Here is a 17,649-nt window from a genome sequence, read left to right on the forward strand (position 1 = left end):
ACTCCGCGCTTGACACCCAACTTTGTCCAATGTGATGGTATGCCATATTAAGTAATATGTAAGGCGGTACCATGAACTGGGATGACCGTGACTTCTGGACTCGGCCTGCCTCCGCGGGGGCCGCCATGTCGTTTGTCAGCTGACAACGCGCTGACGGGAAGAAAGCGCTGCCCGGTGGGTCGAGAGTGCGCGCGGGCCAAATTGAAAAACTCCGCCTCGGCCTGAACCGCGTCCTCGCAGGAACCAACTTGACACTCATATATTATGGTATACCATAATACGAAATTGAGAAATGAGGTGCTCGATGGCCATTCAAATTCGCAAGACGGGACTGCAGATCGAAACGACGCTGATCGAAGGCGGCAAGGCCGCGGCGGTGCCGCTGAAGCTGTTTACCGCCTTCGCGGTCGTGAAGAATCCCTGGGCCGGTCGCGGCTTCGTCGACGACCTCAAGCCCGAAATTCACGCAGGCGCTCCGGTGCTCGGCGAGTTGCTGACCAAGATGATCATCGAGGCGGTCGGGTCCGGCGAGGCTGTCGAGGGCTATGGAAAGTCTGCTGTCGTCGGCCTGGACGGCGAGATCGAACACGGGTCCGCGCTTATCCACACGCTGCGTTTCGGCAATTTTTATCGCCAGGCCGTCGGCGCCAAGTCCTATCTCGCCTTCTGCAACACACGCGGTCCTGCCAATGCGCCGATCATGATCCCGCTGATGGACAAGAATGATGAAGGTCGCCGTTCGCACTATCTGACCATCCAGACGTCGATTCCCGACGCGCCTGCTGCCGACGAGATCGTCGTGGCCCTCGGTGCTTCGATAGGCGGGCGCCCGCATCACCGTATCGGCGACCGCTACCAGGATCTGAAAGACCTGGGGCAGGACGTCGCCAATCCTGCGGGCGTTTGAGGGAGCGGCTCTGAGATGCTGACAGCCGGATCGACCACACGCACCGCTGCAGCAACAAATGCCGCCGGTGCCTTGCCCCGAAAGACGACGGCAAGCGGAACGGCCTATCATGAGGCCGGCAGCGGTGAGCCGCTGGTTCTCATTCATGGCGTCGGCATGCGGCTCGAGGCCTGGGCGCCGCAGATTGCATTTCTGTCTGCAGGCCATCGCGTCATCGCTGTCGATATGCCGGGACATGGGGAGAGCGCAAAGCTGCCGGCGGGCAGTCGGCTCGAGGAATTCGTCACCTGGTTCGGACGTTTTCTCGACGAGATGGCAATCGACACGGCAAATGTTGCCGGGCACTCGATGGGCGCACTGGTTTCGGGAGGGGCGGCCGCGACATTTGGCGAGCGTATCAGCCGTGTCGCCTACCTCAACGGTGTCTACAGGCGTGACCCTGAGGCAAAGGCCGCCGTGCTTTCGCGCGCCGCGGCCATTCCGGTATCGGGCGTCGACAAGGAAGGTCCGCTGGCCCGCTGGTTCGGCGAAGATGCGGACAGCGTCACTGCGCGTGAATTGACGCGAAAATGGCTGAACCTCGTCGATCCCCAGGGATATGCCGTCGCTTACGCCGCTTTCGCGGGAGGAGACGAGACCTATGCTGACGGCTGGAAAGACGTCGCTGGTCCGGCCCTGTTTCTGACGGGGTCCGATGATCCGAACTCGACGCCCTTGATGGCAACGCAAATGGCAGAGCTTGCGCCGCGGGGCTACGCCCGCATCGTCGAAGGGCATCGTCATATGGTGAACCTGACCGCGCCTGATATCGTCAATTCGCTGCTCGCTGAGTGGCTATCGTTCGGGGAGGATGAACGATGACAATCCAGACTGTCGACCCAAGAGCACTGCGTGATGCATTCGGGGCTTTTCCGACCGGGGTGACTGTCGTCACCGCCTGCGACGGGGAAGGACATCCGATCGGCTTCACGGCGAACTCCTTCACCTCGGTCTCGCTCAATCCACCGCTTCTCCTCGTCTGCCTTGCCAAGACGTCGCGCAATTTCGCCACCATGACCGGCGCGCAGCATTTTGCGATCAACGTGCTTTCGGAAATGCAGAAAGACGTGTCGAACACTTTTGCTCGCCCGGTCGAGGACAGGTTTGCGGCGGTCGAATGGGCGAAGGGATCGGCAGGCTGCCCGATATTCTCGAACGTTGCGGCCTGGTTCGAATGCGCCATGGAAGAGGTCATCGAGGCTGGCGACCACGTCATCTTGATGGGCCGCATCGAAGCTTTCGACAATAGCGGCCGCAACGGTCTCGGCTATGCGCGTGGCGGCTATTTCACGCCGACGCTCGCAAGCAAGGCGGTGTCGGCGGCAAGCGAAGGTAATATGGAACTTGCAGCCGTTGTCGAACGCCGCGGGGAAGTTCTGCTGCTCGGCGAGGATGTGCTCTCCCTGCCGAGCGTCGACGCCCATGACGGCAACCCGACCGAGACGCTGCAAAAATACCTGGAGACATCAACCGGGCTGAAGGTCAGCATCGGCTTTCTCTATTCGGTTTATGAGGGCAAAAGCGACGGCAAGCAGCACATCGTCTATCACGCCGTTGCCGGAGAGGGCGAGCCTGCCGGCGGCAGGTTCCTGAAGCCTGATGCATTGGTTGCGGCAAAGTTCAAGACCAGTTCGACAGCCGATATCGTCAACCGTTTTGCGATGGAAAGCTCGATCGGCAATTTCGGCGTCTATTTCGGCGACGAGACCGGCGGCACTGTTCACCCAATTCCAGCCAAGGACGCAAAAGCATGAAGTTCTCCCTCTTCGTCCATATGGAACGGCTCGATGCCAGCCAAAGCCACAAGAGCCTCTACGAGGAATTCGTCGCGCTCTGCGAGATCGCCGACAAGGGCGGCATGCACGCGATCTGGACGGGCGAGCACCATGGCATGGATTTCACCATTGCGCCCAATCCGTTCGTGACCATTGCTGATCTCGCGCGCCGCACATCGCGGGCGCGGCTCGGGACGGGAACGGTGATTGCCCCCTTCTGGCATCCGATCAAGCTTGCCGGCGAGGCCGCCATGGCCGACATCATCTGCGATGGACGACTCGACATCGGTATCGCGCGGGGGGCCTATTCCTTCGAATATGAGCGTCTGCTGCCCGGTCTCGATGCCTGGGGTGCCGGCCAGCGCATGCGTGAGCTCATCCCGGCGGTCAAGGGCATATGGGCCGGCGACTACGCACATGACGGGGAATTCTTCAAGTTTCCGTCGACCACGTCGGCGCCAAAACCGCTGCAGCAGCCGAACCCGCCCATCTGGGTTGCCGCGCGCGATCCGAACTCGCATGAATTTGCCGTCGCCAACGGCTGCAACGTTCAGGTGACGCCGCTCTGGCAGGGCGACGACGAGGTTCAGTCGTTGATGGAGCGCTTCAACGACGCCTGCACCAAGCATCCCGAGATCGAGCGGCCCAAGATCATGTTGCTGCGCCATACCTATGTCGGCTCGTCAGAGGACGATGTCGCCCAGGCCGCCCATGAACTGAGCACCTACTACAATTATTTCTTCGCCTGGTTCAAGAATGAGAAGCCGATTGCCCAGGGTCTGATCGAGCGCATTCCGGACGAACAGATCAGGGCAAACGCGATGCTGTCGGACCAGGTCATGCGCACCAACAATGTCGTTGGCGACGCTGAGATCGTCATCACCCGGCTCAAGGCGTATGAAGCGCTTGGCTATGACGAATATTCCTTCTGGATCGACACCGGCATGAGCTTCGAGCGCAAGAAGGCGTCGCTCGAGCGCTTCATCACCGAGGTCATGCCAGCATTTCAGGAGTAAGACCATGCGGCGTTTCCAGCACTATATCGACGGCGAATTTTCAGATGGCGAGGCCAGCTATCCGAGCATCGATCCCGCCTCCGGCGCGGTCTGGGCTGAGATGCCCGAAGCGCGCGAGGGCGATGTCGATCGGGCTGTCAACGCGGCCGACAGGGCGCTTTACGATGGCCCCTGGCCGAAACTGACGGCCACCCAACGCGGCAAGCTGCTCTACAAGCTGGCCGACCTGGTTGCCGCTAACGCGCAGATCCTCGCAGAACTGGAGACGCGCGACACCGGAAAGATCATCCGCGAAACATCGGCGCAGATCGCTTATGTCGCCGAATACTATCGCTACTATGCCGGCATCGCCGACAAGATCGAAGGCGCCTACCTGCCGATCGACAAGCCCGACATGGACGTCTGGCTTCGCCGCGAGCCGATCGGCGTCGTTGCGATGGTCGTGCCGTGGAACAGCCAGCTCTTCCTGTCTGCGGTGAAGATCGGACCGGCGCTGGCGGCCGGCTGCACGATGGTGGTCAAGGCCTCGGAAGACGGGCCGGCGCCGCTTCTCGAATTTGCACGGCTCGTGCACGAGGCAGGCTTTCCCGCCGGCGTCGTCAACATCATCACCGGTTTCGGCGCCTCCTGCGGCGGCGCTCTCGGCCGGCACCCGAAGGTCGCGCATGTCGCCTTCACCGGCGGTCCTGAAACCGCCCGGCATGTCGTTCGCAACTCGGCCGAAAACCTCGCCTCCACCTCGCTTGAGCTTGGCGGCAAGTCGCCGTTCATCGTCTTTGCCGACGCAGACCTCGAAAGTGCGGCCAATGCTCAGGTCGCGGGCATTTTCGCCGCGACAGGGCAGAGCTGCGTTGCCGGATCGCGGCTGATCGTCGAACGCAGCGTCAAGGATAAATTCGTCGCCCTGCTGCGGGAGAAGGCGGAGGCGATCCGGATCGGTGCTCCGCTCGATATGACGACCGAAGTCGGCCCGCTTGCCACCAAGCGCCAGCAGGACAATATCGGCGCTCTCGTCGCCAAGTCGATCGAAAGTGGCGCCCGCCTCGTCACGGGAGGACGCAAGATCGACGGCGACGGCTATTATTTCCCGCCGACGATTCTCGACTGCGACGATGTCGCCTCGCCGTCGCTGATCGAGGAATTCTTCGGGCCGGTCCTGTCCGTCGTGTCGTTCGAGACGGAGGCCGAGGCGCTGCGGCTCGCCAACGATACCCGTTATGGCCTGGCTTCCGGCGTCTTCACCCAGAACCTGACCCGGGCGCACCGGCTGATGAAGGGGCTCCGCGCCGGGATCGTCTGGGTCAACACCTACCGCGTGGTCTCGCCGATCGCGCCGTTCGGCGGTTTCGGCCTGTCGGGCCATGGCAGGGAAGGCGGCATGGCCGCTGCGCTCGACTATACCCGTACCAAGACGATCTGGCTCAGAACATCGGACGATCCGATCCCCGATCCCTTCGTGATGAGGTAGCGCCGATGTTTTACGAAATCCGCACCTATCGGCTGAAGAACGGCACCATCCCGCAATATCTCAAGGTCGTCGAGGAAGAGGGGATCGAGATCCAGAAGAGCCATCTCGGCACGCTCGTCGGCTATTTTTTCTCGGAGATCGGGACGATCAACGAGATCGTTCACATCTGGGCCTTTGCGAGCCTGGACGACCGGGAGGCGAGGCGCCAGAGGCTTCTGGCCGATCCCCGGTGGCAGGCCTTCCTGCCCAAGATCCGCGATCTGATCGAAGTAGCGGAAAACAAGATTATGAAGCCAGCTAACTTTTCTCCCAGGAGCGAGGCGCACTGACGGCATAAGGCATACCCGTAGGACAAACCAGAACAAGGATAAGGGAACATGAAAACAACATTTGCATTCGCGGCGGTTGCCGCATTCGTGGCTGTGTCCGCACCGGCGCACGCCGACAACATGGTCTTCTCGAGCTGGGGAGGAACGACCCAGGACGCGCAGAAGGCTGCATGGGCCAGCCCATTCACCGAGAAGACCGGCATCACCGTCGTACAGGACGGGCCGACGGATTACGGCAAGCTCAAGGCGATGGTCGAGGCTGGCCAGGTTACCTGGGACGTTGTCGACGTCGAAGGTGACTATGCCGCCCAGGCCGGCAAGAATGGCCAGCTGGAAAAACTCGATTTCTCCGTCATCGACAAATCCAAGCTCGATCCGCGCTTCGTGACCGACTATTCGGTCGGCAGCTTCTATTATTCCTTCGTGATCGGCTGCAATGCCGATGCCGTCAGCGCCTGCCCGAAGACCTGGGCGGACCTGTTCGACACGACAAAGTTTCCGGGAAAGCGCACATTCTACAAGTGGTCGGCTCCCGGCGTCATCGAAGCGGCGCTGCTTGCCGACGGCGTGGCTGCCGACAAGCTCTATCCGCTTGATCTCGACCGCGCCTTCAAGAAGCTCGATACGATCAAATCGGATATCGTCTGGTGGTCGGGCGGCGCACAGTCGCAGCAGCTTCTGGCATCCGCCGAGGCTCCCTTCGGCAGCATTTGGAACGGCCGCATGACCGCGCTTGCTGCGAGCGGTATCAAGACCGAGACCTCATGGGAACAGAACATCACCGCTGCCGATTCGCTCGTCGTGCCGAAGGGTTCGCCGAACGCGGAAGCCGCGATGAAGTTCATTGCAATGGCGACCGCGGCCGAACCGCAGGCCGCTCTTGCAAAAGCCACCGGATATGCACCAATCAACGTTGACTCGGCCAAGCTGATGGATCCGGAGACGGCCAAGACCCTGCCGGATCAGCAGACGGCAAGCCAGGTGAATGCCGACATGAACTACTGGGCTGATAATCGCGATGCCATCGGCGAGAAGTGGTACGCCTGGCAGGCGAAATAGCCTGAAACTTGAGAACGGGCACGGCGGCGGTTCGCCGTGCCCCCCGCAGCGTCGGTGCCCGTTTGTTGGACCTCGGCGCCTGCGGAATTTGACGGGTGGGAAGGACTGTCATGTCGACATATAGCGATGCCTCCGGCGCAATTGCGCCCCTGCCAAAGGTGCGCAGGGCAACAGGGTTCGGCGGGGTCCTTCCGGCTCTCGCCTTCGTGACGATCTTTTTCATCGCGCCGGTAGCGGTGCTCTTGTTGCGAAGCGTTCTGGAACCCGTGCCGGGCTTTGGAAACTATGCGCAGCTCATCGGATCCGCGACCTATCTCAAGATCTTCGCCAATACCTTCATCGTCTCGGGTCTCGTCACGGTGATTTCGCTGCTGATCGGATTTCCCGTTGCCTGGGCGCTGGCAATCATGCCCGGGCGCCTGACGTCGGTGATCTTTGCGATCCTGCTCCTGTCAATGTGGACCAACCTGCTTGCCCGCACCTATGCCTGGATGGTGCTTTTGCAGCGGACGGGGCTCATTAATAAGATGCTGATCGGAATGGGGCTGATCGACAAGCCCTTGGCCCTCGTCAACAACCTGACCGGGGTGACGATCGGCATGACCTATATCATGCTGCCCTTCATCATCCTGCCGCTCTACGGCGTGATCAAGAAGATCGACCCGTCGACCCTGCAGGCGGCAGCACTTTGCGGCGCCAACCGGTGGCAGTGCCTGACCCGTGTCCTGCTGCCCTTGGCCATGCCGGGCATGGCGGCCGGTGCCCTCATGGTCTTCGTCATGTCGCTTGGTTATTTCGTCACGCCGTCGCTTCTCGGCGGCACTGCGAACATGATGCTCGCAGAGCTGATTGCGCAATTCGTGCAGTCGCTGGTCAATTGGGGAATGGGAGGTGCTGCGGCGCTGGTTCTCCTCGTGGTGACCCTGCTGCTTTATGCCGTGCAGCTGCGCTTCCTCGGCAACCAGAACCCGGGAGGGCGTTGACATGTTGCTCAATTTCGACCGCCTCGGCTGGTGGAAATATATCCTGCTGGCGATCACGCTTCTGACTGCGGGCTTTCTGCTGCTGCCGATCGTCTTTATCGCGGCGCTTTCCTTCGGCTCCTCGCAATGGCTGATCTTTCCGCCGCCCGGCTGGACGTTTCAGTGGTACAGCGAACTCTTTGCCGATCCGCGCTGGCTGGAATCGGCCTGGACGAGCTTCAAGATCGCGGTCATCGTGACGATCCTGTCGGTGCTGCTCGGGCTCGTGACCTCCTTCGGGCTGGTGCGCGGTTCGTTCCTGTTCCGCGATGCGCTGAAAGCGCTGTTCCTGACACCGATGATCCTTCCCGTCGTGGTTCTTGCGGTCGCCCTCTACGCCTTCTTTCTGAGGATCGGTCTTGGCGGCACGCTGGCGGGTTTCGTCATTTCGCACCTCGTTCTTGCGCTGCCCTTCTCGATCCTCTCCATCTCAAGTGCGCTGGAGGGCTTCGACAAGTCGATCGAGGATGCGGCGGTTCTGTGCGGCGCCTCGCCTCTGGAAGCAAAGATCAGGGTCACCCTGCCGGCGATCAGCCATGGGCTGTTTTCGGCGGCCGTCTTCTCGTTCCTGACATCCTGGGACGAGGTGGTGGTGGCGATCTTCATGTCCAGCCCGACCCTGCAGACGCTGCCGGTAAAAGTATGGGCGACGCTCCGGCAGGACCTGACGCCGGTTGTCGCTGCGGCGTCGACCCTTCTCATCCTTTTGACGATCATCTTGATGGCGCTTGTTGCCGTCGTGCGTAAGGTACTGAAACAATGAGAGAACCATTCCTTCAGATCCGCGGAATACGCAAGGAATACGGCCCTGTCGTCGCCGTCCACGACGTCAATCTCGACGTCCGGCGCGGGGAGTTCCTGACCTTTCTCGGACCGTCCGGATCCGGGAAGAGCACGACCCTCTACATTCTGGCCGGCTTTGAAACGCCGACGAAAGGCGACATCACGCTGGAAGGCAAGACCCTGCTCGCCACGCCGTCGCACAAGCGCAACATCGGTATGGTGTTCCAGCGCTACACCCTGTTTCCGCATCTGACGGTGGGCGAAAACATCGCATTTCCGCTGAAGGTCAGGCGCAAGTCCAAGGCCGAGGTCGACAGCAAGGTGAAGGATATGCTGCGCCTCGTTAGGCTCGAAGGCTTCGAGGATCGCAAGCCTGCGCAAATGTCCGGCGGCCAGCAGCAGCGCGTCGCCCTTGCCAGAGCCCTTGCCTATGATCCGCCGGTGCTTCTGATGGACGAGCCGTTGTCGGCGCTCGACAAGAAGCTGCGCGAGGAAATCCAGCATGAGATACGCCGGATCCATCAGCAGACCGAAGTGACGATCCTCTATGTCACCCACGACCAGGAGGAGGCGCTGCGGCTCTCCGATCGCATCGCCGTCTTTTCCAAGGGCGTCATCGATCAGATCGGCACAGGCCCGGAACTCTACGCCAATCCGCGGACCCGCTTCGTTGCCGAATTCATCGGCGACAGCGACTTCATTTCATGCGACCTGCTGTCATCCTCCGATGGACAGGCCACCATTTCGCTTGGCGGCGGGAGCGTCTTCAATCATATTCCGGTGCATGGAAAAGGAACCTCCGGGACGAGGGCAGCCCTGATGCTGAGGCCTGAGCGCATTCGATTGTCGCGCGCCCAGGCGGCGGGAGCGGGTCTTGCCGCAACGGTCAGCGACATTACCTTTCTCGGCAACAATATTCACGTCTCGACCGAGACGGCGACAGGCGAGGCGCTGGCGGTTCGCCTGCCGTTCGGCCATGAGGCTATCGCTGGGCTCAGCCGTGGAGATATAGTCCATCTGGATTTCGATCCCGGTGCTGCTCACGTATTCTGTTGAAAGTTGTCATATGAAGCTCAATGATCCCTCGCTGTTCCGTCAGGCATGCCCCATCGCCGATCGCTGGATCGAAGCGGAAGGCCGCAAGGCGGCGACGGTCCGCAATCCGGCCACAGGCGAGCCGCTGGGGGTGGTCCCTGACCTCGGTGCGGCGGAAACGGAGGATGCCATCCGCGCCGCCGTGATTGCCCAGAAGCTTTGGGCGAAGAAGACCGCCGGGGAGCGCGCCGCCGTTCTGAAGGCTTGGCACCGCCTGATGATCGAAAACCGCGACGACCTGGCGATGATCCTGACTCTGGAACAGGGAAAGCCGCTCGCCGAGGCCAAGGGGGAGATCACCTATGGCGCGAGCTTCATCGAATGGTTCGCCGAAGAGGCAAGACGCATCAACGGCGAGACCATCCCGGGACATCAGGCCGACAAGCGGATCCTCGTCCTGCGCCAGCCGGCAGGCGTGGTGGCGGCGATCACGCCGTGGAACTTTCCGAACGCGATGATCACCCGCAAGATTGGCCCCGCGCTTGCCGCCGGCTGTGCCGTCGTCCTCAAGCCGGCGCTGCAGACGCCATTCTCCGCCATTGCGATCGCCGTTCTCGGTGAGCGTGCCGGCCTGCCGCCGGGGCTTCTCAACATCGTCACGGGTGACGCAGCAGCAATTGGCGGGGCGCTGACGGCAAGCCGTGACGTTCGGGTCCTGACATTTACCGGCTCCACCCGGACGGGCGAGCTGCTTTACCGACAATGCGCGCCGACGATCAAAAAGCTCGGTCTCGAACTTGGCGGCAATGCACCCTTCATCGTGTTCGACGACGCCGATCTCGACGCTGCCGTCGAAGGCGCGCTCATCGCCAAGTTCCGCAACAACGGCCAGACCTGCGTCTGCGCCAATCGGCTTTATGTCCAGGACGGCGTCTATGAGGCATTTGCCTCCAAGCTCGCCGCGGCGGTTTCGGGCCTGAAGGTCGGCAATGGTCTCGACCGTGACGTCGTGCTTGGCCCGCTGATCGACGACAATGCCGTCGCCAAAGTCGAAAGCCATATCCGCGATGCCGTTTCAAAGGGCGCCGGGATCGTTTCAGGGGGCAAGCGCCATGCGCTTGGCGGTCATTTCTTCGAGCCGACGATCCTGCGCGATGTCGCTGCCGGCATGCAGGTCGCACGCGAGGAAACCTTCGGGCCGCTTGCACCGCTTTTTCGCTTCCGCGACGAAGAGGACGTCATCGAACAGGCAAACGACACCGAGTTCGGGCTTGCTTCGTATTTTTACGCTCGCGATCTGTCGCGAGTATTTCGTGTGGCCGAAGCGCTCGAATATGGGATGGTCGGCGTCAATACCGGTCTCGTCTCGACGGCCGAGGCTCCGTTCGGCGGCGTGAAAATGTCGGGCCTCGGTCGCGAAGGGTCGCGGCACGGATTGGACGAATATACCGAGCTTAAATATGTATGCCTGGGCGGCATTGCCTGAACTGGTCGATGTTTGCGGTTTGCCGCAAAGAAAGACGGGAACGCATCGGCAAACGGTTTTTCCGATGCGTTCTGTTAGTCCTCAAAGCTCGGGGGAAATTCAAACCCCTAAAGTGCCGAGTTTGTTTCCGTTTCGGCGAGGCGATGGGCGATGCGGTCGGCATTGGCCATGATCGTCATCGTGACGTATTTCGAGGACAGATCCGGAAGGATCGAACCGTCGACGATGTGGAGACCGGAATGGAGATTCAATTCGCCGTCTGAAGAGGTACCGAACGGACCGGACGCGCCCATAGGCAAGGTGCCGGCAAAATGGGCGTCGATGCCGGGTTCCGCCAGCGACACGCCCGGGAGCTGAATGAGACCCAGCCGTTTCCATTCCCGGCGGAGCGTCTTTTTCAAGGCCTCGGCGCGGATGTCGAAACCTTCCGCGAAGCCGCCGCGGACGGTCAGACCCTTTCCTGCCGTTTCGTCCCGACGGATGTAGCTTCGGCTTTGATTGCCGGGATAATAGATCGTCGCGACGAGGAGACTGCTCCCGATAAACTCGAACGCCGCGCGCCCGGCTTTTCGACCGAGCGGCATCCTGTTGATGAAGCTCTGCGCCGGCAGCGTACCAACTTCATAGATCGCTCCCGTCACGTAATCGGATGCGCCGTCGCCGTAGCGCAGAGATAATCCGAGCTGCGCAAGGCTGTGTGTCGCCGTCGGCGAACGCAACATTCTTGCGGGAGAGAGCAGGGGAATGGCCAGCGTGGGACTGTTCAGAAGACGCAGTCCCTGCGCGTCAATCGGCAGGAGGTCCGACAGCAGGGCGGCCGTTCCAAGGACTCCTGCGGCCAGAATGATCCTCGGTGCGGAAAATGACGATCCGTCTGCCGTTCTGACCGTCCAGCCCGAGCTGCGTGTCAACGAGACGGCCCGCATATTATCGAGCAAACGAAAATGTGGAGACTTTCGCAACAGCAGCAGATCCTGCCTGCTGTTATAGATCGCGCCGGTCGGGCAGCCATAAAGACAGTCGCCGCGCAGATCGCATGCTGCGCGCCCGGACCTCGCCTGCGAAAGTATGGCATTGACGGCGGGAAAAAGCCAGAACGATCCATCAGCCGGCTTTGCGGCCTGATGTCGATGGAGAACATGGGCCGCTGTCGCTCCAAGCGGCAGGACGGGCTCACTGTCAGCGCCTGTCGTAGAATCCGCATTCCTGCTGATGCCGATGCGCTTGGCGACATGCTCGTAGGATCTCTGCAAGGAGGCGATGTCTATCGGCCAAGCCGCGATGTCCTCGGCATCGAGATAGCTGATTTGCGCTCCCCAGATGTTGGAGAGACCGCCGCGGGCAAGGCTGCCGATCGGGAAGAAGCCGTTGCCGGTTATGCCGGATTGGTCTCGAAAAGGTTCGAGAATTCCTCGTGCAATGGGGGTCTGCAATTTCGGCGAACTTCCGTCGTCCGTTCGCAGCGATTCCAGATTGCTTCCGAGGACGCGGACGCTGCGGCTTTCCTCCCGCGATCCGGCGTCATCCCCGCCATCCAGCATCAGAACGCGGCGTCCGGCCGCGATCAGGGGAAACGCCGCGGAGACACCGGCAGGTCCGCTGCCGATGATGATGAAGTCGGCGTCCGGCCCATTCATCGATATCTCCCCGCTAAAAGCGCGCGGAACGGAAAGAGCAAGACGTCGCTGGAAATCGCCAGTATCGCGCCGAAAAATCCGGCTATTTTGCCCGGGCGCCTTTCCGGTTCGCTCGCGAGGTCGGCCAAGTAAAGGGCTTGCGCGAGGCGATGCCGTGTTCGATTGGCCGGCGGTTCAAAGAGGGCCAGCAAACCAGGATGCCTGATCATTGCCGGGGAAAGGCCAAGCGGCGACAATCCCTCATGCCGCAGCCCTTCGCAGAGTCGCTGCAGCGGTATTTCGGTGGGCGCGATGCCCAGATATCGCAGCAGGGCCTCTGCCTCACGTCGCGATTGCTCCTCGTTTGTCTGGCCGAATTCTCCTGCAAGCGTAGTCGCCGGGTCGGATAGGTTCAACATCAGGAGCCTGAGGCTCTCGCCGCTCTCCATCGGCGCGGCGCCTGCAAGCCCGAGCACGCGTTCCGGATCGACCGTGGGAATCAACGGGAGAAGTTTCGTCATGCGGCAGGCGAGGAGTGCGGCGGTCAGCGGAACCGGTATGAAATGAAGCTTGCCCTTACCCTGGCCGCGGCGGAGAATTCTGAGCCAGGCGGCAAAGCTTATGGGCTTTTCCTGCGCCAGCACAAAGGTCTGCAGCGGCTGGTCCTCTCCGGTCGCGAGCGCCAGCAGGCCTGCGGCGACTTCGTCGAGATGAATGGGCTGAACTTTTCGGCTGAGCCCTATCATCGGCAGGATTGGACTAAGCGCCGCCAATTTCGCCATCAGGCCGTACATCGCTGTGCGTGGGCCGCCGTAGACGAGCCCTATTCGCGCAATTCTGACGATCGGTGCTGCCTTGCTGGCAACCAAATGCTCTTCGATCCTGAACTTGGTCCGGCCGTAGACATTCAGTGCTTCTCGTCTGGACGAGGTGGACGAGGCAAAAACGAAGCGCGGCACGCCGGCTGCCTTTGCCGCTTCCGCCAGCTTCAAGGTGCCTGATATATTGACGTTTTCTTCTTCGGCCGCCTCTGGCGAAGTCGCCCAGGAATGCGCGAGATGGACTAGCCCAACCGCTCCCTCCAGATCGGATGCTGCAGGTTCATCGCCAATGCGCCACGCCGCGCCGGGCCGCCGGCCCAGTTCAACCACGTCGAAGCCGCGCTCACGCGCCATCGCGACAAGTCTTGCACCGATATAGCCGGTCGATCCGGTGATGATGAGACGTGGTGCCATTCACACTCTCTACTGTGCAAAAGCGATGCGCGCGCCGCTCCAGTCAAAACGAAACTCGATTTCCTTGAGCTGCGACAGCGCTTGCCGCACCTTTTCCTGACGATCTTTGGGGCAATAGAGAACGAGGAAGCCGCCTCCGCCTGCACCCGCAAGCTTGCCACCGATTGCGCCGGCAGCACGTGCTGCCTCGTAAAACTCGTCGATCGCACTGTTGGTAATCTTCGATGTCAGCGATCTCTTCATCATCCATCCGCGATGCAGGGCTTCGCCGAACGCACCGAGATCTCCACCCATCAGGATGTCACGCATTTCGTAACTCAACTGCACCATGCGCTCGACGGTCCGGAATTTTTCCTCGTCGGCCTCCATGGCTTGCACCTGCGTCGACAGCACCGAGCGCGTATCGCGCTGGCTTCCTGTGAAAAACAACAGGATGTTGCTCTCGAGTTCCGCCATCTTTTCCGAGCTGAGAACGACGGGCTGGACGTTGACGCTGCCGTTGGAATTGAATTCGATGAAGTTCAATCCGCCATGTGCGGCCGCATATTGGTCCTGTTTGCCGATCGGCTCCTTCAGGATGTCGATTTCGAGCTTGCAGGCTTCTTCCGCCAGTTGATCCTTGGAGGCAAAGCGCGACCTGTGGGCGTAGAGCGCATTGATCAGCGCCACGGAAAAGGAACTGGATGATCCCAAGCCGGTTCCCGAAGGAATGTCGGCGACCGAAGCAACTTCGATGCCAGGCTCGAGCTGATGCATTCGCAGGGCCTCGCGCAGCAGCGGATGCGCGATCTCCTCAAGCGTGTCGGCGAGCTCGGTGCGTGTATATTTGAGATGATACTTCTTTTCGTTGAAGTAGCTATGCACGATAACAAAGCTGTACTTGGCGATCGCGCAGGACAATACCGCGCCCGCCTGACGGCGGTAGTAGGACGCTATGTCAGAGCCGCCTCCGGCGAAGCTGACCCGAAAAGGTGCGGATGAAACGATCAAAGGATTGCCTCCTCAAGATTGATGACGATATCGGCCGATGCCCGCTGCAGATCGATCTTCGGCCACTCGTCTTGAATACGCGATGCCCAGAGCCCATCGGTCGCTGCTGCCGTGAGGCCTTTCCAGGCGTAAAAATTGTGAAAGCGGCTGAGCAAGGTCTGTTGTGACGCTTCGACAAACACAGCCATATCGACGTCTTCGCGGGTCGACCTGTGTCCGGCAAAGATGCCGTCCAGCAGAATGACCTCGGCGTCACGCGCATCATAGGTGGTCGTACCCTTGCGCTGACCACGGCTTGCCGCTTCGTAACCCGGCGCCTCGACCTGTCCGGATCGGCGCAGCGTGCTGACGATCTCAGGATAGACTTCGACCCTGTTGCGTTCTTCCGCAGTCATATCAGGACGGCGATATTCGAGCGGCAGTATCCAGCGATCGAGCTCCAGCCTCAGCACCCGGCGTCCTGATTCCGAGAGCATACGCTCGACCGCATGCGCAAACGTGCTTTTCCCGGAGCGGGAACGGCCGCAGATGCTGACGAGCAGCGGACCTGCTTGACTTGGAAGACGTTGATGAATGGCGCCGGACAGCCCTTGCCCGATATCTTGATAACCGCATTGAAAGCGAACGGCGTCATAGACCGTGTCGAAGACAAGATCGGCACGGGGAATATCTGCTTCCGCGGCAGGATAGCTCTTTTCATCCCGCAGGCCATAACCCGTTCGGACCCCATAGGCCCAGATGCCTGCCTTGCGGGCGGCACCTATGTCGCGCAGGCTGTCTCCGATGATGACGGATTTCGATTTTTCGACCGGCAATTCCGTCATTGCCTGGCGGATCATCAGATCGCCCGGTTTGCGGCATGCACAATTGATCTTGAGTTCCGGGATCTCATTGGGAAATCCTTTGTCCGGATGGTGCGGACAAAAATAGATACGGTCCAGGACGCCGCCATCTTCGGCAAGCTCGGCCTCCAGGCGACCAAGAACATGATCCAGGCCGGATTCATCGAGCAGGCCTTTGGCGACCTGCGGCCTGTTGGTGACGGCAACCGTCAGGAAACCGGCCTCGCGGGCGAGCCGCACCGCTTGGCCGGCTCGGGCGATCAGCTTCACCTGGTCGGGATGTATAATGCCATGGCCGCCGACATCTTCGTTGAGCACGCCATCGCAATCGAAAAATACCGCGGGTCTTCTGACTGACAGATGCACCGCATGCACCCGGTCCTGCCGAAGGTCCTCCTCCGCGGCAGCATGGCGGTTCGGCGAGCCGGTATCCTTGATGTATTCCGGCGTGTCGTAAATCGCGATCGGAATGGAACGCTTGAGGAGATCGGGAATAACGTCGTGAATCATGTCGGCCGTATGGCCCGGCAGCAGCGCCTCAAAAAACTGGTCTGAGGCCACGTACAAACCGGCCGGCACCAGATTGCGCCAATCAGCATCGCGGGGCGTTTTGCGGGGCAACAGGCGTTGGAGATAACCGCTCTTCTGGACGACGAGATCGGATGTGCGGGGATGATCGTTGGGGTGAGCGATGATGGTCAGAGCGGCTGGAAATTGATGACGGTGACGCGCCAGTGCCGCCAGGTCGATGTCAAAAAGCATGTCTCCGTAGACGATCAGTACGTCGCCGGCTGTCGTGTCCAAAGTCGTCAAGCAGCCTGCCGTGCCGAGCGGAGACGTCTCGACGAACACCTCGATCTTGATGCCGAGTTTTTCAGCTTCCGGACCAAGAGCAGGCTCCAGCTGGCTGCCAAGGTGACCACCAAGCACCCGCACATGTTGAACACCTTCGCGGGCCAGCACACGAATCTGCCTGAGAATGATCGGGACACCGCCGAGCGGCAAAAGAGCCTTCGGAATGGCATCGCCTGTCATGCTGCGAGCACGCGTTCCAAGGCCACCGGCAATAATGATCGCCTGGCGGATCGTGCCTTCAGAACCCATTCGCCAGGATCCGTTCGACGGCAAGTTCAACGGCCTCTGTCGATTTTCGCTTCGGCGACCAGCCTAGTGTTACGAGCCGACTTATGTCGTAGCTGAAGCGCGGCACATCGCCCAGCCAGCCGCGATCCTCGCTGCCGTATTCGATAGCGGCTCCGGCTGCCACCTTCGAGACCACGATCTCGGCGATATCCCGAACGGACGTTTCACCGATGCCGCTGGCATGAAATACTTCATAGGCGCCGGGTGCCTTGTCCCATGCGAGGAGAATCGCATCCACCAGGTCGCCGACATAGAGATATGGCTTTGTCTGCATTCCGTTGCCGAGCACCTGGAGTCTCGTCGGATCAGCCTTCAACCTGTTGATGAAGTCGTAGATCGCTCCATGCGTCGAGCGCTCCCCAACGACATTCGGAAAACGCAGCACCAGTGTCTTGATGCCGAATGACAGCGCATAGACGGACAGATAAGCTTCGGCGGCAAGCTTGCTGGCGCCATAGAACGAGATCGGCCGCAAAGGACCGTGATTTTCGCCGATGTTCCCTTCAGCTTCGCCGAACACGGCGGAAGTACTGGCGAAGAAAAGCCTGTCGATCTTATGCTTGCGCATGATGGCAAGCAGTGTCGTCGTCGTCAGCTGGTTCAGCTGCAGGTCCAGTTCCGCATTGGCATTGCCTGCGGCGATATCGGAATTGGCGGCGAGATGAAAAACAGCGTCCGGGCGGTCCGCCGCAATGAGCTGATCCATGCCTTCCCGATCGAGCATATCCAGCTCATGGAAGCGAAAATCCGATCGGTCCAGCAGATGGTCTATGTTCCGCATGCGGCCAAGATGAAGATTGTCGATCGCGGTGACCCGATAACCCTTTTCCAGAAGGCGATCGCAGAGATGGCTACCGATAAATCCGGCCCCTCCTGTTACCAAGGCATGCATGTCGGCAGCTCC

Annotated in this window: 16 protein-coding genes; 11 read left to right on the plus strand and 5 right to left on the minus strand. The window is 60.7% G+C overall.

Annotated elements, in window-relative coordinates; all coding sequences use genetic code 11:
* Positions 1-304: 304 nt before the first annotated feature.
* The 11 genes from C3Y91_RS00160 (at position 305) to C3Y91_RS00210 (ending at position 10,919) form a co-directional block, all read left to right on the plus strand.
* Positions 305-907, plus strand: coding sequence for an amino acid synthesis family protein (locus C3Y91_RS00160; protein WP_018071756.1), 603 nt, complete (start codon positions 305-307; stop codon positions 905-907).
* A gap of 15 nt (positions 908-922) precedes the next feature.
* Positions 923-1,768, plus strand: a complete 846-nt coding sequence (locus C3Y91_RS00165) for an alpha/beta fold hydrolase (RefSeq protein WP_130828062.1) — start codon at positions 923-925, stop codon at positions 1,766-1,768.
* Positions 1,765-2,700 carry a flavin reductase family protein gene (locus tag C3Y91_RS00170; RefSeq protein ID WP_017968879.1) on the plus strand — a complete coding sequence of 312 codons (936 nt, stop codon included), beginning with the start codon at positions 1,765-1,767 and terminating at the stop codon, positions 2,698-2,700. The genes C3Y91_RS00165 and C3Y91_RS00170 overlap by 4 nt, the downstream gene beginning before the upstream one ends.
* Positions 2,697-3,737 carry an LLM class flavin-dependent oxidoreductase gene (locus C3Y91_RS00175; protein WP_130828064.1) on the plus strand — a complete coding sequence of 347 codons (1,041 nt, stop codon included), beginning with the start codon at positions 2,697-2,699 and terminating at the stop codon, positions 3,735-3,737. The genes C3Y91_RS00170 and C3Y91_RS00175 overlap by 4 nt, the downstream gene beginning before the upstream one ends.
* A gap of 4 nt (positions 3,738-3,741) precedes the next feature.
* On the plus strand, positions 3,742-5,205 hold the full coding sequence (locus tag C3Y91_RS00180; RefSeq protein ID WP_130828065.1) for an aldehyde dehydrogenase: 1,464 nt from the start codon (positions 3,742-3,744) through the stop codon (positions 5,203-5,205).
* 5 nt (positions 5,206-5,210) lie between these two features.
* Positions 5,211-5,534 (plus strand): NIPSNAP family protein, encoded by a 324-nt coding sequence (locus tag C3Y91_RS00185; RefSeq protein ID WP_003538302.1) that lies wholly within the window; start codon positions 5,211-5,213, stop codon positions 5,532-5,534.
* 48 nt (positions 5,535-5,582) lie between these two features.
* Positions 5,583-6,593: a polyamine ABC transporter substrate-binding protein gene (locus C3Y91_RS00190; RefSeq protein ID WP_027688919.1), complete on the plus strand. Its 1,011-nt coding sequence runs from the start codon at positions 5,583-5,585 to the stop codon at positions 6,591-6,593.
* A 110-nt stretch (positions 6,594-6,703) separates the two neighbouring features.
* On the plus strand, positions 6,704-7,576 hold the full coding sequence (locus C3Y91_RS00195) for an ABC transporter permease (RefSeq protein WP_018071763.1): 873 nt from the start codon (positions 6,704-6,706) through the stop codon (positions 7,574-7,576).
* Position 7,577: 1 nt separating this feature from the next.
* Positions 7,578-8,378 (plus strand): ABC transporter permease, encoded by an 801-nt coding sequence (locus tag C3Y91_RS00200; RefSeq protein WP_018071764.1) that lies wholly within the window; start codon positions 7,578-7,580, stop codon positions 8,376-8,378.
* A complete protein-coding gene (locus C3Y91_RS00205; RefSeq protein ID WP_018071765.1) occupies positions 8,375-9,454 on the plus strand; it encodes an ABC transporter ATP-binding protein in 1,080 nt (359 codons plus the stop codon). Before C3Y91_RS00200 ends, C3Y91_RS00205 begins: the two co-directional genes overlap by 4 nt.
* Before the next feature lie 10 nt (positions 9,455-9,464).
* Positions 9,465-10,919: an NAD-dependent succinate-semialdehyde dehydrogenase gene (locus C3Y91_RS00210; protein WP_075225089.1), complete on the plus strand. Its 1,455-nt coding sequence runs from the start codon at positions 9,465-9,467 to the stop codon at positions 10,917-10,919.
* A 107-nt stretch (positions 10,920-11,026) separates the two neighbouring features.
* On the opposite strand, the gene C3Y91_RS00215 is transcribed toward C3Y91_RS00210, so the two are convergent.
* Genes C3Y91_RS00215 through C3Y91_RS00235 form a run of 5 tightly spaced genes read right to left on the minus strand, consistent with a single transcriptional unit; the run spans position 11,027 to position 17,637 of the window.
* Positions 11,027-12,556, minus strand: a complete 1,530-nt coding sequence (locus tag C3Y91_RS00215) for an FAD-dependent oxidoreductase (RefSeq protein WP_168574863.1) — start codon at positions 12,554-12,556, stop codon at positions 11,027-11,029.
* Complete coding sequence (locus tag C3Y91_RS00220; protein WP_130663062.1) at positions 12,553-13,770, minus strand: NAD-dependent epimerase/dehydratase family protein; 1,218 nt, start codon at positions 13,768-13,770, stop codon at positions 12,553-12,555. The genes C3Y91_RS00215 and C3Y91_RS00220 overlap by 4 nt, the downstream gene beginning before the upstream one ends.
* Before the next feature lie 9 nt (positions 13,771-13,779).
* Positions 13,780-14,760: a GHMP family kinase ATP-binding protein gene (locus tag C3Y91_RS00225; RefSeq protein ID WP_024322591.1), complete on the minus strand. Its 981-nt coding sequence runs from the start codon at positions 14,758-14,760 to the stop codon at positions 13,780-13,782.
* Complete coding sequence (locus tag C3Y91_RS00230; RefSeq protein WP_027688913.1) at positions 14,757-16,706, minus strand: HAD-IIIA family hydrolase; 1,950 nt, start codon at positions 16,704-16,706, stop codon at positions 14,757-14,759. Before C3Y91_RS00230 ends, C3Y91_RS00225 begins: the two co-directional genes overlap by 4 nt.
* A complete protein-coding gene (locus tag C3Y91_RS00235; protein ID WP_024322589.1) occupies positions 16,696-17,637 on the minus strand; it encodes an NAD-dependent epimerase/dehydratase family protein in 942 nt (313 codons plus the stop codon). Before C3Y91_RS00235 ends, C3Y91_RS00230 begins: the two co-directional genes overlap by 11 nt.
* Positions 17,638-17,649 lie beyond the last annotated feature (12 nt).

This window comes from Rhizobium ruizarguesonis, from assembly GCF_012349115.1.
Taxonomy (GTDB): Bacteria; Pseudomonadota; Alphaproteobacteria; order Rhizobiales; family Rhizobiaceae; genus Rhizobium; species Rhizobium ruizarguesonis.